The sequence below is a fragment of the Actinoplanes campanulatus genome, assembly GCF_014647795.1.
GTDB lineage: Bacteria > Actinomycetota > Actinomycetes > Mycobacteriales > Micromonosporaceae > Actinoplanes > Actinoplanes campanulatus.
Map to the genome: position 1 here is coordinate 155,614 of NZ_BMPW01000020.1, position 19,093 is coordinate 174,706.

Below are 19,093 nucleotides of genomic sequence, written 5' to 3' on the forward strand. Positions count from 1 at the left end.
GGTCGCAGCCGATCTTGCAAGCATGTCTAGCTGGCGTGTTGCCCAACTCTCGCCAGGGCGGCTGCTTCGAATACCTTCCCGGCGATGTAGGTGCGTTCCCGGCCCCGCCATCCGTACCGGGGGAGCAGGTTGAGGCCGGGGGTTGTCGGGTGTTTCTGGCATGCCCATTTTCGGATGAGGTCGGGGCTTACCTGTACGAGTTCGGCGGCTTCGGTGGTGGTGAGTTCGCGGTCGGGTTCGACGATGTCTGGCCGTTCGAGCATCCATGTCTCGCCGAAGTCGGCTGCGGTCTGGTCGCAGTCGTCGCATGCCTCAGGGTTGAGGGCGTGGAGTCGTGCCCGGTACATGCCGGCGATGCGGCGGGCGCGGTCGAGTGGGGTGTCGATGTTGTTGGGCCAGGTGCGCTGGTTTCGGCGTGGCTGCCGGTCGAGGTCGGGCTTCACTCGTTGTCCTCCGTCCAATCGCCGGTGACGATCGGGGAGCGGCTGCCTGCTGCGACGAGTTTTGGTGCCTGCGCTACGAGGCAGTCGTTGCAGTAGTCGTACTCGTCGCGCCGGCCGCCTTCCTCACTCTCGTTGACGGAGATGATGACTTCGACGAGGGACAGGTAGTCGCCGTCGAGGCCGCAGCCGTCGCAGGTGGCGCCGCATGGTTCTTCGCGTTCGTAGGTGAAGGTTTTGTAGCGCTTCATGCGGCGATCCGCACGTTGGCGTCGGTGTCTTGGCCGGGCCATAGCAGGCTGGTCATGTAGGTCTCGTAGTCGGCGTATGGGCGTGTGGCGCCGCATGGCTGGCAGTGGACTTCCATGGGGTCTTCGTGGCGGCGGGGTTCGCTGCGGTAGAGGGGTCCGTCGACGTCGCGGGTGGGGCGGGCGTCGCAGTGCCAGCATTCGCCGGGGATCCAGAATCGGCGGGTGGTGCGGCCGAGGGTGGCGCGGGCGCGGGTGTGGAGGTTCTGGAGTTGGTGGATGGCTTCCCAGCCGTGCATGACGGTTGGTTCGTCTTCGATGCCGGTGGGGCAGACGGTGATTGGTTCGAGGCGGGCGAGCTGGTCGAGGCGGCCGGTGATGATGCTGATGGCGCGCTGAACAATGGCGCCGGGCCGCGCTTTGACGAGGACGGGCTGCCGGTCGGTGAGGCGCAGGTGGTCGTAGACGGTGGTTCGCCACAGTGGCGTGTACGTGCGCGGGTTGGAGAGCTGCTGTCGGGCGCGTAGGGCGTGTTCCCAGGTGGCGGCTACCCAGAGGATTTCGGCTTGGAGTGCTTCGACGTGGTCGGCGAGGAGGGTGGGGCTTTCGTGTCCGCCGCCGGTGGTGTGTTCGTCGGGTGCTTGTGACAGGGATGCCTCGTGCAACTGGGCGAGGTCGAGGTAGTCGTAGACGAGAGCCCGAATGTCGCGGCTGGCCCGGTCGAGGCAGTTGTGGCAGAACGGCTGGTCGGTGGGTGCGGCTTGTTTGCCGTTCCAGCCGGGGCAGGTGTGGCCGTTGTGGCAGGTGGTGTTGTCGTCCATCAGGGTGATCACCTCGGGGCCGTGTCGCGGGTACGGTTCCGGTGATCGCATCGGGCGGTTGCGTCTACAGGTGGGCGCGGTGGATGGTGGACGGCGTCGGGTGGTTCAGCCCCGGCGCCGTTCGCGTTCAGGTGCTGGTGATGCGGAAGAAGTCGCGCGCGTTGACGACGCGGGCGGCGAACCGGTCGGCGATGAACCAGGCGGCGAGCGTGCTGTTGAACCTGGCCGGCTGGATGTCGAGTCCGTCGTAGTCCAGTCCGTCTGGCCACGGCTGGGCGAGTGGCACAGTGTGTGGCCGGGTGACGGGTTCGCCGTCGTGGATCTGGAGTTCGCCCTCGTCACCGCGGACCCAGACGTTGACAGTGATCTGCCCGTCGTGGATTCGGATGGCAGAGGCGGCGGGAATCACGTTGGGGTCGAGGTGGTTGGCGCGCAGCCAGTCGCAGATCCGCTGTTCGTCTCGTGCGTAACGGGCTGCACGGTCTTCCTGGCGCTGACGATGCCAGATGTCCCATGCGCTGATGTTCCGGTGGGCGGGTTCGGTGTGCCGCTGGTTGCCGAGTTCGCGTTCGAGTCGGGTCCAGGCGTCGGTCATGCGGCGTACATGGTCGTCGGCGAGCACGTCCACGGTGTCGTCGAAGGCCAGGTCGAGGCCGACGTAGCGGTGTCCGTCGTCGAGGCGTAGATGCCAGGTTGTCGTCTGGCCGCGGTGCGGGATGCCGCGCTGGTAGAGGCTGGCGTTGGCGGCGCCGGTGTACCAAGTCATGGTGCCGAGGTCGTGGAGGTCGCTGTCGTCGAATGCGGTTACCAGGTCGGGCCGCCACCGCATCTGGGTGCCGTCGGTGTCGCTGATGGTGTGGACTGCGCGGTGGGTGGGTTCGCAGTCGTAGCCGCAGTAGGCGGAGCCTTCGCGGGGTTCGGCGCCGCACGGGCAGAGGCCGTCGATTGCAGCGTCTAGGCGGTCGAGGATGTCGCGGGCCAACTCGGTGTCCTTTCGGCGCGATCAGGTCCAGTAGTCGGCCCACGGGTCGTCGAACGCTGTAGGGCGTGTGGTCCGGCGGCGGGTGGGCCAGGGGCGGCAGCGGCAGGTCACGGCCGAAGTGTGCCACGGGTTTGCTGGTGTGGCGGTGTCTCGCCGCCCGCTTGGGTGACGGCGTCCGCTAGCAGGTCGAGCAGGTTTGGGCCGTGGTGTCCGGTGTCGGTGGTGGTTCCGGTGAGGCCTAGCTGGGTGGCGCAGTCGCTGCCGTATCCCTGGATCATGCGGTCTGCGCGTGCGAGTCGCCAGCAGCGTCTACACAGCCGGGTTTCGACGTTCATCGGCTCATTGGTGCGCGGTGGCGCCCGGCCGGTGGGTGCGTGATGACCATCAGTGACGCATTGCTTCCGCCGGCCGGTGCGTCCCGCTAACGGTACCGATCGGCAGGGTTTGTTGGTCGCTGAGCGGGCCGGGGCCGAGGACCATGTCGTCGCGCCACTTCCCGGCCCGCCGGATCGCCTCTACGCAGTGCGCGGTGCCGCGGCTGGTCGGGTCCCACACGACAAACGAGTCTGCCGTCTCCACCATGATCAGGTTGCGGTGGAAGTTGATGTGCAGCCCGTCGACCTTGAGCGCTGTGGTGCCGAGGATCTGCTCGGCCACAAACGTGACCTTCCACGCCGCCGCCTGGATCTCAGCGAACTCCGCGGTGCGGTCCCGCTCGAGCACGGATGCCCGGCCCCAGTAGTACGCCGCGTACGACCGGGACGGGAGCATCAGGTGCAGGCGTACTCCGAGCCGGATCGCGACGCGGGCCAGGAGCTCGTCCCAACCCTCAGCGGCGCCGGACATGACGACCAGGCGGCTCCCATGCTCGAGCACCCGGGCCGCGACCGCCTCGGTGCAGCGGTGCATCGCCTCCACCTGCACTTCATGCGGCGCGACACGCAGCGACCGAGAGCCGGTGCCGGCGAGAACGAAGTCGGCGGTCACTGGCACACCTCCGTATGCTCGGCAGCCCGCTGGTTGAGGTCGGCGAAGCTAATTGGGTCGTCGAGCACCGCAGTCCAGGGGCATCGGTCGCAGGACAACAGGATCTGGGCGCCGCCGGCGCTGGCCACGCCTTCGACCTGGAACCGGTGCTGGTCTTCGAGTTCCATCACGCGTCCGTCCATTCGTCGGGTGAGGTGTCTGCCATATCCCTGTGCACCGGGCAGATTTCGCCTTCGGCCTCGCACCAACTGCAGCGTCGTTTGAGTAGCTGGTCGTACGGCTCCACCGACGGTGGGCCGGGCCGCCCGTCCGGAGGCAGGCGGCCGAGATTTGCCTGCAATGCTGCCTCGTCCCGCTGCCGGATTGCCTCGTCGTCGGCGTTCAGCAGCGCGCAGATCCGTTCGGCTGTCCCGGTCGGCGCGGCAGAGTCGACGTACACGATGAGTTTGTCGTCCGGGCGGCGCCCGTCGGCGTCTGGAGGCTGGGTGCCGGTCAGGATGATGGTCTGGTTGTTCCAGTGGTTACCCACCCGGTAGATCATGCGATCACCTCGAACGGCCGGATCTCGTACGCCCACTTGCCACTGACGTACTTGCCCTTCCTGTCGAGCCGCCAGGCAAGTGCCTCTTCGGCATCACGTTCAGCGACCACCTTGGCGGCGTCAGCGGTTTCGGCGACTGACATGACGGTCCACTCGTCGGCGGAGACCAGAACCCAGACGGTCACGTGTCCTCCGCATCGTCGGTTGCCGGGTGAGGTGTGCACGTGTACCGGTAGCAGTGCGTCGTTGAGCAGTCGCCGTCGTGCCAGTTGTGGGTGGGCGGGTGCTGGTTGAGCAGGTCACGGATGCGTTCGGCGAGGTGTTCGTCGCCGTTCACGACGACCGCTACGAGCTCGCTGTCGCCAGGAGGGCCGCCTTCCCGCATGAGCGCGACGTCCCGTTCGATGCGGTAGGTCATCGCCATCCCCCTTCGTGCACGACCAGCGCCGGCCATGCTGGCGATGTGGGCGTGGGAATCGACGGTCATTGGCTCGTCGGTCATCCGGCGCTCCTCGGGTTGTTGGCCGGCTTCGGCCGCGGCTTGTCGAGTTCGGTCACCCACCACAGGGCGGCGTCGTAGGCCGCGCGGACGGGCAGCATGATGCGGGCTGGCGCTTGTTCCCGTTCGAGGGCGGTCATCCAGGAGCCGATATCTTCGAGGAAGTTCCCGGCGATCTCCCGCTCGGGCTTGGCAAGGTGGTTCGTGGTGGTGTTGCAGCCGCCGGAGCCGCAGATGAACGTGTTGAACGGCTCGTACACCGACGGGTTCGGCGCGTCGGTGTCGGTCACAGCTCCTGCCTCGACTTGCAGAATTCGCCGTCCTCACAACGTAGAACGTCGTCGACGACTTGAAAGTCAGCCTCAAGAGCTGCGGCGAGCGCATCCGCAGCGGTCAGGTGGTGCCCGATTCCGAACTGGTCGGCATCAACCCACTTGCCGCAGGCAGCTTGCGCGGTCCAGCAGCGTCCCAGCCTCAGCGTGGGACTGGTGCCTTTGTGGCGGTCCTCGTCGTCTTCGATCGCTTCGAGGGCGGTGTCCTGGTCGGGGTAGTGGGTTTCGTCGTCGTTTGGTGTCTCCCAGCAGGGTTCGGTGAGTTCGGTGATGCCAGCGGGCAAGTGTGTTGTGGTGGTCATGCGGTGTTCCTTCCTCGGGTGTGGGGCAGAATCGGGGTGGGCAGCGGAGCGATTCCAGCGTTCCGCTGCCCGTCCAGCAGGTCAGACAGCGATGAACAGTTGCGGTAGATCGGCGAGTGCCGTGCGTACATCCTGATGACGACGGCGCCGGTCGGCCTCTGTTCGGACCTCCGCGAGCAACTTCTCTTCGGCGTCGGCCAGTGAGATCACCGGCATTGCCGCCAGTGCCTTCTCAAGCTCATCTTGGAAGGCGGCCAGCGCCGAATCTGCGCGAACTCGACGGGCTGCTGCACGTGCCGCAGCCATTGCCGCTGATCGGCCGGATCCAGCCGCGGGGATGTCGGCCTTCGCGGACGGCCCGCACACCAGGTGGGCTGGGCCGTGAGCGGCAATGTCGCGGCGCGTGCTTTCTACCCGTTGCCGTGCCAGGGTGACCATTGCTGCCTCATGACTCATGACCATATGCACTTTGACGCCGAGGAACGTCTTCGTGAACTCGTCGCTCATCGGCCGCCACCCTGTCAGCGTGTTGGCGGCGTCGTCGCGTACCTTCGCGTTCAGCCAGCCGGATGCAGCGTCAACGCGAATCCAGCGAGGATAGGTGACAACGACATCAACGCGAGACCGCAACAGCTCCTTGCCGCGTTGCCAGACGACATGCAGGTGCTTCTCGTCGTCGGCGCATTTGTCCGGGTGGTAGTTGACTCGGCCCCACGGCTGGCCGTTAAGCCTCCCGTCGTCGTTGACGAGTTGCCGATCGGGGAGCTGTTTGAACACGGCCTGGGTGACCTGCCGGCCCGAGATGGTCAGGGTCTTCACCTCAACGGTGGCTGTGCGGATCTCCGCGTTGTGGACGGTTAGCGTCCCCATGTCAGCGGTCACCGCCGATGCCGAAGTCGGTGAACCGGGACAGGTGCAGTTGGGCGGCGACGGTGACGGTGTCGGTGGGGCCGTTGCGATACTTGGCGACGATGAAGTCGGCCTCGCCTGCGCGCGGGCTTTCCTTGTCGTAGTAGTCGTCGCGGTGCAGCAGGATGACGATGTCGGCTTCCTGCTCGATCTCGCCCGAGTCACGCAAGTCCGACAGTTGAGGACGCTTGTCGGTGCGGCTTTCCGGGCCGCGGTTGAGCTGTGCGGGCACGACCATGGTGGCTTCGAGTTCCTGCCCGAGGGTTTTCAGGTCGGAAGCGTTGCGGCCGACCTCAAGGTCACGGCGGTCGTGTTTCGTGGTGGTCCGAAGGCGTTGCAGATAGTCGACGAAGACGAGGCCGAGTCCATTGTGGCGCTGCCGGAACCGGCGGGCTGAGGTGCGGATGTCGGCGACGGTGTGGGTTTGGTCGTCGATGTGCAGCGGCCATCCGGCGATCGTCTTGGATGCCTTCTTGGCTTTGTCGTGCTGGTCGGGGGTGAGTCGGCCGGTGGTGAAGGCGCCCAGGTCGATGCCGCCGACGGCGGACAGTAGCCTCCAGGTGAGTTCGCGGCGGGACATTTCGAGGCTGTAGATGAGGGCGGGGATCCCGCGGCGGGCGGCGGCGATGGCGAACCCGAGGCCGCATGTCGACTTGCCCATTCCGGGGCGTCCGGCGGGGACTACGAGTTGTCCGGGTAGGAATCCGCCGATCAGGTCGTCGAGGGTGCCGAGTCCGGTGGACATGCCGCGGCGGACTTCTCCGTTCATGAGTTTCTCCAGGTGGTCGAGTTCGCCGTCGTGGAAGTCGTTGTAGGCGAGCAGGTTGCCGGGGGATTGGCTGACGGTGGCGGCGTGGATGTCCTGCTGTGCGGCGTCGATTACTTCGTCGACGGTCTTGTCGAGGGTTTGTGAGGTGTGCACGATCCGGAGTCCGGCTTCGCGGACGCGTCGGCGTTTCGCCCAGTCGGCGACGATTCGTGCGTGGTAGCGGGGTGTTCCGGTGGTGGTGGGGATCTTCTCGGTGAGGGTGTGCAGGTAGGGCACGCCGCCGACGCGGAGTAGGTCGCCGTTGGTGTCGAGTTGCCGGGCAACGAGGGTGGGGTCGCTGGGGATGTTGTCGCCCCACATGAGGACCAGGGTGTGGAACAGGGTGACGTGCCGGTTGTCGGCGAAGTCGCGGCCGGCAACGTGGTCGATGACCTCGTCGATGGCTTTGGGGGAGGTCATCATCATGCCGAGCACGGCTTGTTCGGCGGCGAGGTCGGACATGGGGTGTTTGGACCAGTCGACGTCCTCGACGGCTTGCAGGTGCCGGGTGGGCTGGGTGGGGATGCTCATGCTGCGCTTCCAGCCTTTCGGTTGACGAGCGATTCTGATCGGCAAGGTCCGCAGGTTCCGGCCCGGTAGGACGGATGCCGGGAGCACTTCTCGCCAGCAGGGATGGCCTTTGGCGCGTTCGATTCGGCTCCCAGCCCGCCGGACATGCGGCTCTTCTGACGGTTGTTGAGTTGCTGCTGGGCAGAGGTCATCCAGTTCTGCCAGGTCCGCTTCCAGCTCAGCTTGAGTGCATCCTTACCGGGCTTGGTTTTCCAGTACCGGACGAACTTCTCTGTCTCGGTGCGTCCGTCAATGTCGGGGCACTTACGTCCAGCCCACTTGACCATCTCGGGGGTGACAGCGAAGTTGTCGGGGATGCGGGTGCCCTTCTTGGTGGTGTCGTCTCCGCCGAGGTCGTCATCGTCGGGAGCCGGAGGCGACCCAAATACTTCTTCGTTAGAAGAAGTGGTCGGGTCGGGTCGGGTCGGGGCAGAGCGAACTTCGGCCGAAGTTCGCTCATTGTTCGCGCGAACAGGCGGCGAACCGTCAGAGGTGTTAGCAGGTTCGTTCATCATGGCGTTCGCCTCTTTGTTCGCTTTGCGTGACGCGCGAACCCGCTGCATTCTCTCTTTGGCCTCTGCGCGTTTCTCAAGGACCGATTCGGCGGTCGGCTGCTGGTCCACCCACTGGTGGAACTGCCATCCGCTGTCGCCGTCCTTTCCGGCTACAACCCAGAGTCCGGCGCTAACGAGACATTCGGCGTTTTGCTCATAGTTCGTGTCGAGGCGTGCGGCCATGTAGTCAGGGATGAACCCGTCGCTGAGGTTGTCGGCGCACCACGATCCCGCCATCACCCACAGGCCCATCGCGGGGATGCCGGCGCGGACGGCCTTTCGATGTGAGTGCAGGCCGTCATCGACCTTGAACCAGGTCACGGGCGAATCACCACCGAGAAGGTCGGCTTCGGGACAGAAGGTCCGTCTTCTGTGGCGGCATGGCCACCTGACGTGGCGTACGATGGAGTCCTAGGCTTCAACACAGCCTGGACCTCCCTTCCGTTGTTGCAGAACGGGATGGTGAGGTGCGGGTTAGCGCGGTCTTCGGTGCTCCAACACCGTTGGCCGCGCGTCTTTTTATCTTAGTCCAGGCGTTCGATTTCATCATCTTCCCGCGCCTTATCTTTCGGGTGTTGATATTGCATTCCCGAATGCTGTAGCGGATCAAGAACAATGCGTTGTCGTGGCAATTTCTGGCGCGCGCCGTAATCCGCCCCGTGAGGTCACGAACTCGCTGCCGTCGGCGAACCGCACCAGCGCCGAGTTCATGCCACCCCGCGTAACCACCTGGCAGCGCATGCCGGCCCGGTCGACACCGTCACCGAACCACGGCACCCGTGCGGTGACGCTCGGCAGTTGCCAGGTCCGCCACCGCCACGTCCACACGTACGGGAAGTCAGTCATGGCGTGTTCCCCCAGGCGTGAGCCGACCATGAAATGGATCCGTCAGCCTCAACCCAGGGCAACCCGGCATCATGTGCCTGCTTGCGGGCTGCCGCGAACTCGGCGCCGGCATCACGCGTAGCGGCCAAAGCCGCAGCCCGACGGTGAAACGCCAAGGCGCGACGGCGCCGATCGATGATGGTTAGGGTCAATGAGACGAGCATCAGCAGGACCGCGATGAGCATCTGCAACGCCGTGGCGGAAGCCGACGGCTTCCTGTCGCCGACGACGAAGCCCATCAGCGGCGTCAACGTGACCGCGCCGATGGCGGCCGAGTAGGCCGTCCAGGTGAACGCTCTACTCCATGCCCTCATGCCGGCCCGCTTTCGAGTGCCTGCCGCGCGATGACCGCGATCGGCTCCATGCCGAGGTAGTGGGCGCGGGCTTCGGCGTGTTCGGCGATGTCAGTGAGTGCGGCCCGCAACCGGTCGATGCCGCCGTTGGGTGGCTGGTAGTCGCCGGACAACACCGCAGCCTTGCCAGCCTCGGTGAGGCGGGCGCGGGTGGAGTGCTCGACGATCCCATTGAGCAGCGTTACGAGCCCGGCTTGTTCAAGGGCACGTAGAGCCTTGCCGTGGACAGTGGAGAACGTCCACACCTGTTCGCCGAGCCGATAACGGGCGGCGAGCGTGTCGAGGATCAGCTGCTGGGTGGGCGGGAGCCGGTCGAGGTCAGGCATCGTGGCCCCAGGTGTGCTGGTCGAGGATGTAGCCGGTCGGTGGCCCGCCGTCCGGGCCGCTGCGACCCGCCCATGCGACGAGGTTGAGGGTGGCGTCGGTTTCCGAGTGCGTCAGTTTCAGCCGCTGGAACAGGCCGATCGCTTCGTCGAGGTAGCCGATCTCGAAGGCGTGCCCGCCGATCTGCACCGTGTAGTGTCCGACGCGCTGGTAGGTGGGGGCAGGGGTATCAGTCATCGGCGGTTCTCCTGTCGGATGTCGTGTCGCGGCCCGGTCATCTCCCACCACGGCCGGAACCTGTTGCGCCAGGTGGTGCACCAGGCGGCGATCGTCTGGGAGCGGTGGGTGCAGCACGCCCGGACGGTGCCGTCCGCGAGGCGGACGACCTGCCAGCGCTGGTTGCGGCTGGTCATCGCAGCAGCCCCACCCGGAACGCGCGGGTGACCGCATGCGTTCTGTTCTTGGCACCGAGCCGCCAGTAGAGGCGTTTCGTCTGCTCGTGCACGGTGAACAGGCTGGTGTTACAGGCGGCGGCGATCTCCTTGTTGCAGTGGCCCTCCGCGATCAGATACAGGATTTGGGCCTGCTGCGGCGACAGACGCGGCGGTACCGGTAGCGGCGCGGGGCGGGCGTAGAAATCGCTCACTGCAGCACCCCGGCCCGGAAGGCTTGCGCGACGGCGTGTGCCCGGTCGTTGGCGTTGAGCTTGCGGAAGATCCGCCTGTTGTACGTCTTGACGGTGTCGACGGTGATGTACAGCCGCTGGGCGATCGCCGCGTTGGATGTGCCGTCCGCGATCAGGGCGAGGATCTGCGCTTCGCGGACGGTGAGGCTGATCGATCGCTGCGGCAGTGGGACGGTGCGGTTCGGGAAGTAGCCGTTCACGACAGGGCTCCTGCCCGGCGTGCCTTCGCCACGGCTTGTGCCGCGTTCCGGGCGTCCATGCGGGCGAGGATGTCCTCGATATGCCGTTTCACGGTCTCGGGGCTGATGCCGAGCCGGACAGCGATCTCCCGCCTGGTGAAACCCGCCGCCACCTGGTCGAGGACCTGCCGTTGACGGCGCGTCAGTTGGCCGGCGGCACCCGTGTAGCCGGTCACGGCTCACCGCCGACGATGGTGATATCGGTGGCACGGTCCTGCGGCCACACCGGCTGCTCCGAACGTTCCCGCATCGCCACCCTCGTGAGCTCGTGGACCAGCCGTCGGGTGAGTTCAGGAGCCGCCTCGATTTCCTCGAAAGTGTCCAGCGGAAGGTGCGTCTCCGGGGCCTCCACAACCACCTCGGGCGGCGGCCGATGGGGCTCCCAAGCACGGATCCGGCATCGGGCTTCGGCGTCATTGAGACTGAACCGGCCCGCCTCCCAAATGTCCTGCGTGTACGCCTTGCCGCCCGGACCCCGCCAGGCATCCTGCTTGTTCGACCAGATCAGATAGTTGGTCACCGGCTTGTCTCCTCTCCGGGGTACAGCCGTTTGCGGGTGATCCGCCGACGTCGGCCCGCGCACGCGTCGGCGAGGTATGGGTAGAGGTCGCTGGTGGAGTCGCAGTGCTGGATGACGGTGCGGACGATGTCGAAGTCGCCCGGGATGCGGCGTTCGTTGTCGAGTGGCCCGCCTTTGCCGGTGCGTCCGTCGAGGTTCCCGTCCCGGTAGCCGAGCACGTAGCCCATGACCGCGGCCTCGCGAACGACACGGCGCTCGAACTTGGTCAGGGTGCGCCAGGCGGTGTCGGTCCGGTCGGCGCGCTGCTGCTCGCGGGCGGCGAAGTAGTCGAGCAGTTCCGGCGGGAACTCGGGCGTTTCTGCGGTCACCGGGCCACCGCCGCGGTTTCAGTGATGCACTCCCGACACACGCAGTCGTGGCCTGGAGCGCCTTTCTGAAACGGCAGTACGCACGGGTTGGTGCCGTGGCAGTAGCTGCCGCAGATGCCGTACTGGGTTGCGGCAAAGTCGTCACGCTCGATGGCGTGGGTGGCGCATTCGCGCAGCCGCGCCGGTTGCTCGCCCTCCTCGAAGCCTTCGTCGCCGGGGAACGCCACGTGCTCGAGGTACATGTGGCCCGGCAGGATCGTTGCGACGCCGCGGAGAGACGGCGTCCAGTAGCAGCTGTCGCATTCGTGGGGAACGCGGGCCGTTCGGGCTCGGGTCAGGCTCACCGGGCCACCACCGTGGTCGGGTCCAAGCCCTCGGCCGCGCAGTCAGCGCACCCGACGACACAGATCTCGACGAAGTGGGTGGTGCGGTAGCAGCCGTGGCAAAGGGCCGCGTTGTGGGATGAGCAGCAGAGCCCGGCGGACGGCGTCTTCTTACAGCGGATACAGGTCACAATGGTCACCGGGCCACCGCCTCAGGGCGCGCGGCCGGGTACTCGTCCCAGGTGCGGCCGTCCAGGACGCGGCCGTTGGCCTTCGACGACCGGCCACCCCACTGCTTGAAGAAGAACGGGATGCCGGCGCCGCTGCACGCATCCCGCAGCGCCCGCGCCCATCCCGCTTCCATCGGCCGCGGCCGAGGCCCGGACTCGCCACCAACAACCACCCAGTCAAGGCCGGGATCGCGGTCGAGGCGGGAGTTCCGGAACAGGTCGACCGGCCCGAGTAGCGGCTCGCACGACAGCCAGCGGACGGCAGCCGGAGTCTCGAGCAGCGCGGGAATTCGCAGCTCCGCACGGGCCTGGTCCTCCACGGACACACCCAGCCACAGATTCGGAAGCGGCCACGGAACGGAGGCATCCGGAAATGACGGCAGGCTGGCCGCGAACGCGTGGGCCTCGTTGTACACCTTGAGCCGCATGCGGTCGTTGTTCAGCCACGACCTCATCCGCCCGTGCCGCTTGGTCAGCAGTTGGTAGGTGTGCCGCGGGGTGAGCGCCATGACAGCGAACACACGGGCGATGAACTCGTCGGGCACGGCCTTGTGAAACAGGTCGGACTGGCTGTTCACGAACACTCTGGACGGCTTCCGCCATGACAGCGGCTGAGTCATCCGGTCGGGCAGCAGGTTGATACGCCCGGTCCAGTCGAGTCGCCCGTCACGGCGTTCGGTGAGTCCGGCGAACGCCGACGCAACCTTGGGGTGCGGGTTGCCTGCACGGATGGTGGCGGTGTTGATCGCGTAGCAGGCGTCGCAGCCCGGCGACACGCGCTCACAACCAAGCAGGGGGTTCCACGTGCGGTCCGCCCATTCGATGCTGGTGTTGTCGCTCACCGCGCCACCGTCTTCGGGTCGATGCCGTACTCGGTGAGCCACTCCCACAGGAACTCGCCGAGCCCGCTCCCGTCGGCCCACGCCTCCCACAGGTCACGAGCGAGACGGTCAGCGAAGTCAACGCCGGCCCGCTCTTGGGCTTCGCGGAGCAGGTAGATGACACCCCACTCCTTCACAAACAGGTTCATCGCGGTGTAGTCCAGCTCGGGCACGTCGATGGTGGCGACGTAGCGGCGCTGGGCGCTGACGGCAAGTGCAGCAGCGAGACGGTCAGCGGTCACGTCGTCGGCGCAGGTGGGGTACGGGGCGGCGTTGCTGGTGGGGGTCACCACGGGATCTCCTCACGGTGAGCCGGCAGTTCGCCGGTGTCATTGGGGGTGTTGCGCATGCCGTCGACGGAGAATCCGGCGTTGGTCAGCGCCTCGCGGGCCACTTTCAGCGCGTACGCGGTGTGACGCAGGTCGGAGTCGTCGTCGATGCGGACGACGGCGGTCAGGGTGCGGAAGTGGTGGGTCATGCCGCGTCCTCGTGCGTGCACCGCTTCGTCATGCGCGGGTAGAAACGCTCTTCGTAGGTGGCGTGGTCGACGAACACGGTGTGCACGCCACGGGCGCGGGCGGCGCGCTCTTCGGCGCGGGTGTCGTACATGCCGTCCCACGCGGCGTCTTCGGTCTTGTAGAAGCGGGACTCCTCGACGAGGCCAATCGGGCAGCCGCACTGGTCGAGGAAGATCCAGTGCTTTCGTTCGGACTGCGGCCGGCGCGGAGGAAGCTTCGAGCGAGTCACCGGTTACCCGCCTCGATCTCCGCATCGGTCCACTCACGGACTCGCACCTTCTGAGCAGCACCGTGATGCACCGGAGCGTCGGCGGTTTCGGCACAGAACACGCCAGCCCCGTCGCCGAACTCGTTGCCGTCGCCGATCTTGTGCAGGTAGCCACACATCGGGTCGTCGACCAGGCCAGGGCCGTTCGGGTTGGCGCGCTTCGCCGGCTCGAAGGCGTGGGCGGGGATCGTCGTGAGGGTCATGCTGCGGCCCTCGACGTCTCGTCCGAGGCTTCCTGAGCGGCGTAGAATTCGCTCAGCCGGATCGGCTCCCACAGCGGCCCGATGTCATCCGGCTGGGCGCTGTACAGGGCGTACACGGCGCCGTCGTGTTCGAACATGGCCGGGGCGCGCATCATCCCGCCCTTGAACAGGATCTTCGGCAGGCCGTGCTGCTGCATGACATCCCGCAGATCCGGGAGCTGCACCGACTTGAGCCACGCCCGCGCGTCGTCGCCGGCCTTACCGCGCCGCGGTTCGAAGCGGTCACGGACGTACCGCCAACCCTCCGGCGGATCGGTGGGGTCGATCGGGGCGAGACCGACGAACTCCTGCTCGCCGATGGAGCGCTGGGCCATGAGGCCCTTGTTCTTGCCGATGGCTTTGGCGCCGGTGAGCGCCTGGTTACTGGCCTCGCGGTGTCTCTGGGCTGTGGTGTGCCAGGCGGCAATGGCGTCGGGGTCGGTGTTCCTGTACGCGTAGTCGCTCACGTGCCCTCCTTGTTGTGGCGTTTTGTTGTGATGCACAATCACAATATGCAGACACTAACCACGATCACAAGCGGCGACCCGAACGTCATCACATCTCTCGTTCGTGATCTGACCCATGCGACAATCAGCCCCATGCCACGCCGTGACCGGACCGTCCCCGACACCCCCGTCCTGCAAGCACTCGACGAGGCAGTCCGGGAGTACGACGAGGCAGAAGCGCTCCTGAAGGCGAAGGACACCAAACTCCGAGAGGCGATCGTCGAAGCCGCCCGCGAGGCCGCCGACAAGGACAGCAGGCTGACGATCCAGCACATCGCCGAACGGGTTGGCTGGACCCGCGAGACCATCAACCGCATCGCCACGAAGGCGGGAGTCCGGCAGCGTGCAGCCAGAAGTGAAAAGGCTCACGACGCCGCCTCCGGTACCTGACCGGCACCCGGACACGGCGTCTCGGACCGCTCCACCCCGTCCCGCGTCCGCACCCACACGCCGTGCGGTGCGACCCGGCCCGCCTCGAGGGCGATGTCGCCACCGCACATGGGGCACATGCCGTGCCAGTCGGCCAGCAACTCCAGGCAGCGCGCGTGCGCGCCGGCGGGCGGCTCGTCCGGCTGGATGACCGGCACGAACCCGTCCTGCCGGTTCGCCCCGTCAACCGCCCGCCCACACAACATCAGCGCGGCGTTCGTACGGCGCACACACCAGTCGTCCAGGTGCAGGCCCGGCACCGACCACTCGAAACCGTCAGGAAGTGGCACGGCAGGCTCCGAGCGGCGGCCGTTCGGCCCGAATCTCGGCGAGGGTGCGAACCATTACGACCCGCCCGCCACGTCCAGCACCACGAGCGCCCGGGGAATCTTCGGGTACCGGCGGATCCGGCCCTTCTCCTCCAACTGCTGCAACTGGTAGGCGACCGTCGACGGGCCACGCCCACACCGGGCGGCTAACTCCCGCAGCGTCGGCGCATACCCGTACTCGTCGACGAACCCGCGGATCTCAGCCAGCACACGCTGCTGCACCGGCGTCAACGGCACCAACACGACGGCGGTCACAGCCCGCACCTCGCGCACACGTAGTCATTGAGGTCATCGACGATTAGGCACAGCGGACACTCCGGGTTCACCGGCGCGGCAACGATCGGCTCGCCAGACACGTCTGCACCGCACAACGCCACATCCGGATCGCACGGGCAATACAGGTGGTCAACGGCATCTTCACCGTCTGGCTCGGCAAGCTTCGGGTCTGGCAGCATCGTCAACTCAGACATCGGGGATCTCCAGCTGTAAGCCGACTGCGGAATGGGTTGCGAAGGAATGGCCGGCCTTCGCGAGCTCGGCCAGCACCAGGCCGGCACGCCGTTCATGCACCTGCCGATGCCCGGCCGAGTACTGGTGATAGGGGTGGGCGCCGGGCAGGCACTCGACCACATGCATGGCCAGGGCGAGCGCCTGTACCGATTCGTCATCCGAGTGAGTCACGACGCCACCCGCTCACCGCGGCGTGCCAGCCGGGCACGGGCCCGGGTCACCGTCTGGTGGTGTACATCCAGCAGAGCCGCCAGCGTCGCATCGTTGTGCAGGTGGCCGACCCGTAGCAGCTCAGCCTCAACCCGCTGCTGTTGCCGCCGTCGCGGAGTGAGGTCACCACCGAGCATCTTGCGTGCCCCGAAGTAGTTGATGCCTTGCTGGTCGGCCATTCGCGCCAACGGGATACCGCGGGCAGTCCCGGCCTGCAGCATCGCGACCAACTCGATGTCGGTCAGGTCGACGCGTTCGCCGGCCAACGCCCTTTCGACAGCGACCTCATCGATTGGATCGTCGGTCCCGTCCTGCACGCCGCCAACGTCGAGCGGGTCAGGTGATGCCTGCGGGTCGTCGATGTTTGCGCCCCACTGGACGGGCAGCGGATACCCCGCTGCCGCTGCACGACGCCGAGTTCTGACCGACGTTCCAGGGCGGGTGATGAGGACGGCATAGGTCGCGGCAATGAGATCGTGGTGGTGGGGGGTGATGTGCTGCTGGATGCACATCCTTTGGATCTGCCGCCGGTCGAAGGTGCCGCCGCACATGTCGGCGATCACCTGGGACGGATGTCCGAGCGCCCACATGCCCTGGATACGGCGCCGCGCTCCGGTCGCGTCGGTCAGGGCTGGTACGTTTCGGCCTTCGCGGGCACGTTTTTGGTAGAGGCGGTGCGCCTCCCGCGCATGCGGGCAGCGGCACTTGGCTTTCCGGTAAGCGGTGCACGTGCCGTGCCAGTCGGCTGTGCAGGCCGGTGCGAGACGGCCAAGGTCGACGCGTCTGCGCCCGCCAGTGACCAGGATCGGTGCCGGGATTGCCGTCACGTCGCACCGCCGGTCGGCCAGGTCCGGAACCGGACGTACGAACGAGACGCGGTGGGCCCGCGCTGCCCCTGGTAGCGGGAGCCGTAGACGTCCGACCCGTACGGGTGCTCGGCGGGGCTTGACAGCCGGAACACGCACAGTTGCCCGATGCTCATGCCCGGCCACAGCTTGATCGGCAGGGTGGCCACGTTCGAAAGTTCCAGCGTGACGTGGCCGGAGAACCCCGGGTCGATGAAGCCGGCGGTGGAGTGGGTGAGCAGTCCGAGTCGGCCGAGGCTGCTCTTGCCCTCCAGCCGGGCCGCGAGTTCGACGCCGAGCGTGACCGCCTCGAGGGTGGAGGCGAGCACGAACTCACCCGGGTGCAGCACGAACGGCTGCCCGTCTTCCACCTCAACCGGCGCGGTGAGATCGTCCTGCTGCTCGGCCGGGTCGATGTGCGTGTACAGGTGGTTGTTGAAAACCCGGAACATGCGGTCCAGCCGGACGTCGATGCTGGACGGCTGCACCAGCGACGGCTCGAACGGCTCCAGTGAAAGACCACCCGCCTCGATCTCGGCGGTCAGATCGCGGTCAGAAAGCAGCATCAGGCCACCTCCCGGCGCCAGTAATTCGGCGAGTCCGGGCAGATCACGCAGCGGAGCAGTGAGCCTGGCTCGCGACACGGGTTCGCCGGGCTACCAGGAGCATCGGCGTCAGCGCACTTGCTGGGTACGTCAGCCGGAGCGGCAGGGTGGCGGGGCAGCGGCGTTGCGAGGCCGGTCACGACGTCACCTCGCACCCGGCATGCTCGGACATGAACAGGTCCCGGTAGGGGCCCGGATCTTCCTGTCCGCGCATCGTCACGACCACCTGATGGCGGGCCGGGCAACGGAACGTCCACGCTGTCGTTGCTGACATGACCCGGCGCTCGGTCTCGAAACCGTCGGTCGGTTGTCCCGTCAGGTCGACGATCGTGACTACGGCAAGGCCGCGCGGGTATTCCTTACGGGACACCTTCTCGCCGAGGCTGATGAACGGCCCATCGAGGTGCGTCGGGTTGTCGTCGGGAATCAATCCGTAGCCGGCATCGATGCGGACCGCGCCGTTCCTGCTCTGGGCACGTCGCTCAGGGCCGAGAGCATCGGTAATCGGCTTCCCAACGTACGGATGCCAATTCGCGTCGTCGCGGTTCCGGTTGACCGTGTGGTGCAGCACGATGTCGATCCGTACCCGGTCGAGCCCCGTCGGGAGCTTGGCCTGCTGCGCGTACAAATAGGTGGCCTCGCGCCAAGCCTTACGCACTACTCCGGCGACACGGTGATGCGGTTTGCTGTTCGCCGACAGCATGCGCTCCGGGGCGGGAATGCTCAGCGTCCAGGTGCGCGTTTCGGTCATGATGGTCACCGCTCGTTTCCTCCCTGCTCGCGCAACTGCGCTTCGCAGGCGGCGATCCCCATTTCGACACTCATCTGAATGTTCGCGATGCGGGCGCGGAGGGTCTGCCACTGGTCGAGGGCGTTCTCCGCGCCGAGCAGTGTTAGCCCGCCGTCGGAGGCGACGGCGATCCGGACGATCGCCTCCGCCTTTCCCATGAGTCCGGCGTCGACCAGGGCGCCGCATTCTTCCGCGACGGGCACGTAGCCGATCACCGGTCGTCCCGTCCGAACTCGTCGTCGCCGGCCGGATCGTCGCCGAACGCGTGCCGCTCGGCATCCGGCCGGATCTCGGATAGCCGTTCCGCCCGGTCCACGGCGATGTCGAGCATCCCCACCGGCACCGGGCACATGTCGCCGTAGCGATCGTCGTCCCACAGGCCGCTCATGCCGCGATCTCCTTACCGGGCAGCGGCTCCACTGTGCATGCCGCCTGGTCCAGCCAGGCGGCATGCTGGTCGCAGCGGTACGACCAATGACCCTCGACGTGGCCGGGAGTCCGATAGCGGTGGGTGGGCGGCACCTCGCACGGCGGCACCCAGCTACTGCGCATGTCGCTGCTGTATGCCTTCCGGCCGCGGACGTCGCAGCGGATGCGGGGCCAGAGACTGTCCAACTGAGGGAGCATGGTCAAACCTCCGAGAGAGTGAGCTGAGAGCGGACGGCTGACGCCACGTCCGCGGGAACCCGCCAGCCGACCGTGAGCGCGCCACGCGCCGGCACCGGGCGGGGAAGCTTGCGAATGTTCGCGAGCACCAGATGGAAGGCAGGACGGTCGCCGTAACGGCACATCCCCCACGGCTCGCAGCAACTGGTCAGATCGGCGTGCACGACCGCCTGATGACCGTCCACCAGTTCGGCGACCGCGACGATCACACCCCGCGGAGTGCCGTCCAGCAGTCCGTGCCGTCGCAGTTGCAGAATCCGCGAGTCCCGGTCACCGGCCGCATGCCAGGGCAAACTCGCGTGGATCGCCACCGGGCCGCGCCACCGCACGGTCTGCCCACGGTTCTCCACCGTCTTCACGCCGACCGCGATCGC

The 19,093-nt window shown here is 66.8% G+C and carries 43 protein-coding genes; 1 reads left to right on the forward strand and 42 read right to left on the reverse strand.

Annotated features, from left to right (window positions below):
* Positions 1-26: 26 nt before the first annotated feature.
* The 31 genes from IEZ13_RS33435 to IEZ13_RS33585 all read right to left on the reverse strand — a co-directional run bounded on the left by IEZ13_RS33435 (position 27) and on the right by IEZ13_RS33585 (position 14,296).
* Positions 27-443 carry a hypothetical protein gene (locus IEZ13_RS33435; RefSeq protein ID WP_183225072.1) on the reverse strand — a complete coding sequence of 139 codons (417 nt, stop codon included), beginning with the start codon at positions 441-443 and terminating at the stop codon, positions 27-29.
* Positions 440-691, reverse strand: coding sequence for a hypothetical protein (locus IEZ13_RS33440; protein ID WP_183225071.1), 252 nt, complete (start codon positions 689-691; stop codon positions 440-442). Before IEZ13_RS33440 ends, IEZ13_RS33435 begins: the two co-directional genes overlap by 4 nt.
* A complete protein-coding gene (locus tag IEZ13_RS33445; protein WP_183225070.1) occupies positions 688-1,509 on the reverse strand; it encodes a hypothetical protein in 822 nt (273 codons plus the stop codon). The genes IEZ13_RS33440 and IEZ13_RS33445 overlap by 4 nt, the downstream gene beginning before the upstream one ends.
* A gap of 127 nt (positions 1,510-1,636) precedes the next feature.
* Complete coding sequence (locus IEZ13_RS33450; RefSeq protein ID WP_183225069.1) at positions 1,637-2,491, reverse strand: hypothetical protein; 855 nt, start codon at positions 2,489-2,491, stop codon at positions 1,637-1,639.
* Positions 2,492-2,875: 384 nt separating this feature from the next.
* Positions 2,876-3,478, reverse strand: coding sequence for a hypothetical protein (locus IEZ13_RS33455; RefSeq protein ID WP_183225068.1), 603 nt, complete (start codon positions 3,476-3,478; stop codon positions 2,876-2,878).
* The gene (locus IEZ13_RS33460; protein WP_183225067.1) at positions 3,475-3,645 is read right to left on the reverse strand and encodes a hypothetical protein; all 171 of its coding nucleotides are present in this window, start codon (positions 3,643-3,645) and stop codon (positions 3,475-3,477) included. The genes IEZ13_RS33455 and IEZ13_RS33460 overlap by 4 nt, the downstream gene beginning before the upstream one ends.
* Positions 3,645-4,019, reverse strand: a complete 375-nt coding sequence (locus IEZ13_RS33465) for a hypothetical protein (RefSeq protein ID WP_183225066.1) — start codon at positions 4,017-4,019, stop codon at positions 3,645-3,647. The genes IEZ13_RS33460 and IEZ13_RS33465 overlap by 1 nt, the downstream gene beginning before the upstream one ends.
* Entirely contained in the window at positions 4,016-4,204 is a 189-nt protein-coding gene (locus IEZ13_RS33470; protein ID WP_183225065.1) for a hypothetical protein, read from the reverse strand. Before IEZ13_RS33470 ends, IEZ13_RS33465 begins: the two co-directional genes overlap by 4 nt.
* Complete coding sequence (locus tag IEZ13_RS33475) at positions 4,201-4,521, reverse strand: hypothetical protein (protein ID WP_183225064.1); 321 nt, start codon at positions 4,519-4,521, stop codon at positions 4,201-4,203. The genes IEZ13_RS33470 and IEZ13_RS33475 overlap by 4 nt, the downstream gene beginning before the upstream one ends.
* Entirely contained in the window at positions 4,518-4,808 is a 291-nt protein-coding gene (locus tag IEZ13_RS33480) for a hypothetical protein (protein ID WP_183225063.1), read from the reverse strand. Before IEZ13_RS33480 ends, IEZ13_RS33475 begins: the two co-directional genes overlap by 4 nt.
* The gene (locus IEZ13_RS33485; protein WP_183225062.1) at positions 4,805-5,152 is read right to left on the reverse strand and encodes a hypothetical protein; all 348 of its coding nucleotides are present in this window, start codon (positions 5,150-5,152) and stop codon (positions 4,805-4,807) included. The genes IEZ13_RS33480 and IEZ13_RS33485 overlap by 4 nt, the downstream gene beginning before the upstream one ends.
* Positions 5,153-5,233: 81 nt before the next feature.
* Positions 5,234-6,034, reverse strand: coding sequence for a hypothetical protein (locus tag IEZ13_RS33490; protein ID WP_183225061.1), 801 nt, complete (start codon positions 6,032-6,034; stop codon positions 5,234-5,236).
* Positions 6,024-7,400: a replicative DNA helicase gene (locus IEZ13_RS33495; RefSeq protein WP_183225060.1), complete on the reverse strand. Its 1,377-nt coding sequence runs from the start codon at positions 7,398-7,400 to the stop codon at positions 6,024-6,026. The genes IEZ13_RS33490 and IEZ13_RS33495 overlap by 11 nt, the downstream gene beginning before the upstream one ends.
* Complete coding sequence (locus IEZ13_RS33500) at positions 7,397-8,314, reverse strand: hypothetical protein (RefSeq protein ID WP_183225059.1); 918 nt, start codon at positions 8,312-8,314, stop codon at positions 7,397-7,399. Before IEZ13_RS33500 ends, IEZ13_RS33495 begins: the two co-directional genes overlap by 4 nt.
* A 285-nt stretch (positions 8,315-8,599) precedes the next feature.
* Complete coding sequence (locus IEZ13_RS33505; protein ID WP_183225058.1) at positions 8,600-8,839, reverse strand: hypothetical protein; 240 nt, start codon at positions 8,837-8,839, stop codon at positions 8,600-8,602.
* The gene (locus IEZ13_RS33510) at positions 8,836-9,192 is read right to left on the reverse strand and encodes a hypothetical protein (RefSeq protein ID WP_183225057.1); all 357 of its coding nucleotides are present in this window, start codon (positions 9,190-9,192) and stop codon (positions 8,836-8,838) included. The genes IEZ13_RS33505 and IEZ13_RS33510 overlap by 4 nt, the downstream gene beginning before the upstream one ends.
* Entirely contained in the window at positions 9,189-9,557 is a 369-nt protein-coding gene (locus IEZ13_RS33515) for a hypothetical protein (protein ID WP_183225056.1), read from the reverse strand. The genes IEZ13_RS33510 and IEZ13_RS33515 overlap by 4 nt, the downstream gene beginning before the upstream one ends.
* Positions 9,550-9,792: a hypothetical protein gene (locus IEZ13_RS33520; RefSeq protein WP_183225055.1), complete on the reverse strand. Its 243-nt coding sequence runs from the start codon at positions 9,790-9,792 to the stop codon at positions 9,550-9,552. The genes IEZ13_RS33515 and IEZ13_RS33520 overlap by 8 nt, the downstream gene beginning before the upstream one ends.
* A complete protein-coding gene (locus IEZ13_RS33525; protein ID WP_183225054.1) occupies positions 9,789-9,968 on the reverse strand; it encodes a hypothetical protein in 180 nt (59 codons plus the stop codon). The genes IEZ13_RS33520 and IEZ13_RS33525 overlap by 4 nt, the downstream gene beginning before the upstream one ends.
* Complete coding sequence (locus tag IEZ13_RS33530) at positions 9,965-10,201, reverse strand: response regulator transcription factor (RefSeq protein ID WP_183225053.1); 237 nt, start codon at positions 10,199-10,201, stop codon at positions 9,965-9,967. The genes IEZ13_RS33525 and IEZ13_RS33530 overlap by 4 nt, the downstream gene beginning before the upstream one ends.
* Entirely contained in the window at positions 10,198-10,440 is a 243-nt protein-coding gene (locus tag IEZ13_RS33535) for a response regulator transcription factor (protein WP_183225052.1), read from the reverse strand. The genes IEZ13_RS33530 and IEZ13_RS33535 overlap by 4 nt, the downstream gene beginning before the upstream one ends.
* Positions 10,437-10,655, reverse strand: a complete 219-nt coding sequence (locus IEZ13_RS33540; protein WP_183225051.1) for a helix-turn-helix domain-containing protein — start codon at positions 10,653-10,655, stop codon at positions 10,437-10,439. The genes IEZ13_RS33535 and IEZ13_RS33540 overlap by 4 nt, the downstream gene beginning before the upstream one ends.
* A complete protein-coding gene (locus tag IEZ13_RS33545; RefSeq protein ID WP_183225050.1) occupies positions 10,652-10,999 on the reverse strand; it encodes a hypothetical protein in 348 nt (115 codons plus the stop codon). Before IEZ13_RS33545 ends, IEZ13_RS33540 begins: the two co-directional genes overlap by 4 nt.
* Positions 10,996-11,367, reverse strand: coding sequence for a hypothetical protein (locus IEZ13_RS33550; protein WP_183225049.1), 372 nt, complete (start codon positions 11,365-11,367; stop codon positions 10,996-10,998). The genes IEZ13_RS33545 and IEZ13_RS33550 overlap by 4 nt, the downstream gene beginning before the upstream one ends.
* On the reverse strand, positions 11,364-11,711 hold the full coding sequence (locus IEZ13_RS33555; protein WP_183225048.1) for a hypothetical protein: 348 nt from the start codon (positions 11,709-11,711) through the stop codon (positions 11,364-11,366). Before IEZ13_RS33555 ends, IEZ13_RS33550 begins: the two co-directional genes overlap by 4 nt.
* Positions 11,712-11,886: 175 nt before the next feature.
* Positions 11,887-12,762 carry a DUF5131 family protein gene (locus IEZ13_RS33560; protein ID WP_183225047.1) on the reverse strand — a complete coding sequence of 292 codons (876 nt, stop codon included), beginning with the start codon at positions 12,760-12,762 and terminating at the stop codon, positions 11,887-11,889.
* Positions 12,759-13,094, reverse strand: a complete 336-nt coding sequence (locus IEZ13_RS33565; RefSeq protein ID WP_183225046.1) for a hypothetical protein — start codon at positions 13,092-13,094, stop codon at positions 12,759-12,761. The genes IEZ13_RS33560 and IEZ13_RS33565 overlap by 4 nt, the downstream gene beginning before the upstream one ends.
* Entirely contained in the window at positions 13,088-13,279 is a 192-nt protein-coding gene (locus IEZ13_RS33570; protein ID WP_183225045.1) for a hypothetical protein, read from the reverse strand. The genes IEZ13_RS33565 and IEZ13_RS33570 overlap by 7 nt, the downstream gene beginning before the upstream one ends.
* Positions 13,276-13,548, reverse strand: a complete 273-nt coding sequence (locus tag IEZ13_RS33575; protein WP_183225044.1) for a hypothetical protein — start codon at positions 13,546-13,548, stop codon at positions 13,276-13,278. The genes IEZ13_RS33570 and IEZ13_RS33575 overlap by 4 nt, the downstream gene beginning before the upstream one ends.
* Positions 13,545-13,790, reverse strand: a complete 246-nt coding sequence (locus tag IEZ13_RS33580; protein ID WP_183225043.1) for a hypothetical protein — start codon at positions 13,788-13,790, stop codon at positions 13,545-13,547. The genes IEZ13_RS33575 and IEZ13_RS33580 overlap by 4 nt, the downstream gene beginning before the upstream one ends.
* Complete coding sequence (locus tag IEZ13_RS33585) at positions 13,787-14,296, reverse strand: hypothetical protein (RefSeq protein ID WP_183225042.1); 510 nt, start codon at positions 14,294-14,296, stop codon at positions 13,787-13,789. Before IEZ13_RS33585 ends, IEZ13_RS33580 begins: the two co-directional genes overlap by 4 nt.
* A gap of 45 nt (positions 14,297-14,341) precedes the next feature.
* Here IEZ13_RS33585 and IEZ13_RS33590 point away from each other — a divergent pair, with 45 nt between their 5' ends.
* Entirely contained in the window at positions 14,342-14,725 is a 384-nt protein-coding gene (locus IEZ13_RS33590) for a hypothetical protein (protein ID WP_183225041.1), read from the forward strand.
* Here the strand turns inward: IEZ13_RS33590 and IEZ13_RS33595 are convergent.
* From IEZ13_RS33595 to IEZ13_RS33645, 11 genes are all read right to left on the reverse strand, one after another.
* Positions 14,701-15,054 carry a hypothetical protein gene (locus IEZ13_RS33595; RefSeq protein ID WP_183225040.1) on the reverse strand — a complete coding sequence of 118 codons (354 nt, stop codon included), beginning with the start codon at positions 15,052-15,054 and terminating at the stop codon, positions 14,701-14,703. The genes IEZ13_RS33590 and IEZ13_RS33595 overlap by 25 nt on opposite strands.
* A gap of 54 nt (positions 15,055-15,108) precedes the next feature.
* Positions 15,109-15,348: a LexA family protein gene (locus IEZ13_RS33600; protein ID WP_183225039.1), complete on the reverse strand. Its 240-nt coding sequence runs from the start codon at positions 15,346-15,348 to the stop codon at positions 15,109-15,111.
* Positions 15,345-15,563: a hypothetical protein gene (locus tag IEZ13_RS33605; RefSeq protein WP_183225038.1), complete on the reverse strand. Its 219-nt coding sequence runs from the start codon at positions 15,561-15,563 to the stop codon at positions 15,345-15,347. Before IEZ13_RS33605 ends, IEZ13_RS33600 begins: the two co-directional genes overlap by 4 nt.
* On the reverse strand, positions 15,556-15,774 hold the full coding sequence (locus IEZ13_RS33610; protein WP_183225037.1) for a hypothetical protein: 219 nt from the start codon (positions 15,772-15,774) through the stop codon (positions 15,556-15,558). The genes IEZ13_RS33605 and IEZ13_RS33610 overlap by 8 nt, the downstream gene beginning before the upstream one ends.
* Complete coding sequence (locus IEZ13_RS33615; RefSeq protein WP_183225036.1) at positions 15,771-16,640, reverse strand: hypothetical protein; 870 nt, start codon at positions 16,638-16,640, stop codon at positions 15,771-15,773. Before IEZ13_RS33615 ends, IEZ13_RS33610 begins: the two co-directional genes overlap by 4 nt.
* Positions 16,637-17,224 (reverse strand): dCTP deaminase, encoded by a 588-nt coding sequence (gene dcd, locus IEZ13_RS33620; protein ID WP_183225035.1) that lies wholly within the window; start codon positions 17,222-17,224, stop codon positions 16,637-16,639. Before dcd ends, IEZ13_RS33615 begins: the two co-directional genes overlap by 4 nt.
* Positions 17,225-17,399: 175 nt before the next feature.
* The gene (locus IEZ13_RS33625) at positions 17,400-18,023 is read right to left on the reverse strand and encodes a hypothetical protein (RefSeq protein ID WP_183225034.1); all 624 of its coding nucleotides are present in this window, start codon (positions 18,021-18,023) and stop codon (positions 17,400-17,402) included.
* Positions 18,020-18,268: a hypothetical protein gene (locus IEZ13_RS33630; RefSeq protein ID WP_183225033.1), complete on the reverse strand. Its 249-nt coding sequence runs from the start codon at positions 18,266-18,268 to the stop codon at positions 18,020-18,022. Before IEZ13_RS33630 ends, IEZ13_RS33625 begins: the two co-directional genes overlap by 4 nt.
* Positions 18,265-18,441, reverse strand: a complete 177-nt coding sequence (locus IEZ13_RS33635; protein WP_183225032.1) for a hypothetical protein — start codon at positions 18,439-18,441, stop codon at positions 18,265-18,267. Before IEZ13_RS33635 ends, IEZ13_RS33630 begins: the two co-directional genes overlap by 4 nt.
* The gene (locus IEZ13_RS33640; protein WP_183225031.1) at positions 18,438-18,680 is read right to left on the reverse strand and encodes a hypothetical protein; all 243 of its coding nucleotides are present in this window, start codon (positions 18,678-18,680) and stop codon (positions 18,438-18,440) included. The genes IEZ13_RS33635 and IEZ13_RS33640 overlap by 4 nt, the downstream gene beginning before the upstream one ends.
* A gap of 2 nt (positions 18,681-18,682) precedes the next feature.
* Positions 18,683-19,078: an ASCH domain-containing protein gene (locus tag IEZ13_RS33645; RefSeq protein ID WP_183225030.1), complete on the reverse strand. Its 396-nt coding sequence runs from the start codon at positions 19,076-19,078 to the stop codon at positions 18,683-18,685.
* Between the last annotated feature and the right edge of the window lie 15 nt (positions 19,079-19,093).

What these genes read in the sequence shown, in the direction of transcription:
- IEZ13_RS33440 (WP_183225071.1), bottom strand. Translation starts at nt 691, where the DNA reads ATGAAGCGCTACAAAACCTTCACCTACGAACGCGAAGAACCATGCGGC.
- IEZ13_RS33445 (WP_183225070.1), bottom strand. Translation starts at nt 1,509, where the DNA reads ATGGACGACAACACCACCTGCCACAACGGCCACACCTGCCCCGGCTGG.
- IEZ13_RS33460 (WP_183225067.1), bottom strand. Translation starts at nt 3,645, where the DNA reads ATGGAACTCGAAGACCAGCACCGGTTCCAGGTCGAAGGCGTGGCCAGC.
- IEZ13_RS33465 (WP_183225066.1), bottom strand. Translation starts at nt 4,019, where the DNA reads ATGATCTACCGGGTGGGTAACCACTGGAACAACCAGACCATCATCCTG.
- IEZ13_RS33475 (WP_183225064.1), bottom strand. Translation starts at nt 4,521, where the DNA reads ATGACCGACGAGCCAATGACCGTCGATTCCCACGCCCACATCGCCAGC.
- IEZ13_RS33485 (WP_183225062.1), bottom strand. Translation starts at nt 5,152, where the DNA reads ATGACCACCACAACACACTTGCCCGCTGGCATCACCGAACTCACCGAA.
- IEZ13_RS33495 (WP_183225060.1), bottom strand. Translation starts at nt 7,400, where the DNA reads ATGAGCATCCCCACCCAGCCCACCCGGCACCTGCAAGCCGTCGAGGAC.
- IEZ13_RS33505 (WP_183225058.1), bottom strand. Translation starts at nt 8,839, where the DNA reads ATGACTGACTTCCCGTACGTGTGGACGTGGCGGTGGCGGACCTGGCAA.
- IEZ13_RS33510 (WP_183225057.1), bottom strand. Translation starts at nt 9,192, where the DNA reads ATGAGGGCATGGAGTAGAGCGTTCACCTGGACGGCCTACTCGGCCGCC.
- IEZ13_RS33515 (WP_183225056.1), bottom strand. Translation starts at nt 9,557, where the DNA reads ATGCCTGACCTCGACCGGCTCCCGCCCACCCAGCAGCTGATCCTCGAC.
- IEZ13_RS33520 (WP_183225055.1), bottom strand. Translation starts at nt 9,792, where the DNA reads ATGACTGATACCCCTGCCCCCACCTACCAGCGCGTCGGACACTACACG.
- IEZ13_RS33525 (WP_183225054.1), bottom strand. Translation starts at nt 9,968, where the DNA reads ATGACCAGCCGCAACCAGCGCTGGCAGGTCGTCCGCCTCGCGGACGGC.
- IEZ13_RS33570 (WP_183225045.1), bottom strand. Translation starts at nt 13,279, where the DNA reads ATGACCCACCACTTCCGCACCCTGACCGCCGTCGTCCGCATCGACGAC.
- IEZ13_RS33580 (WP_183225043.1), bottom strand. Translation starts at nt 13,790, where the DNA reads ATGACCCTCACGACGATCCCCGCCCACGCCTTCGAGCCGGCGAAGCGC.
- IEZ13_RS33590 (WP_183225041.1), top strand. Translation starts at nt 14,342, where the DNA reads ATGCAGACACTAACCACGATCACAAGCGGCGACCCGAACGTCATCACA.
- IEZ13_RS33605 (WP_183225038.1), bottom strand. Translation starts at nt 15,563, where the DNA reads ATGTCTGAGTTGACGATGCTGCCAGACCCGAAGCTTGCCGAGCCAGAC.
- dcd (WP_183225035.1), bottom strand. Translation starts at nt 17,224, where the DNA reads ATGCTGCTTTCTGACCGCGATCTGACCGCCGAGATCGAGGCGGGTGGT.
- IEZ13_RS33635 (WP_183225032.1), bottom strand. Translation starts at nt 18,441, where the DNA reads ATGAGCGGCCTGTGGGACGACGATCGCTACGGCGACATGTGCCCGGTG.
- IEZ13_RS33640 (WP_183225031.1), bottom strand. Translation starts at nt 18,680, where the DNA reads ATGCTCCCTCAGTTGGACAGTCTCTGGCCCCGCATCCGCTGCGACGTC.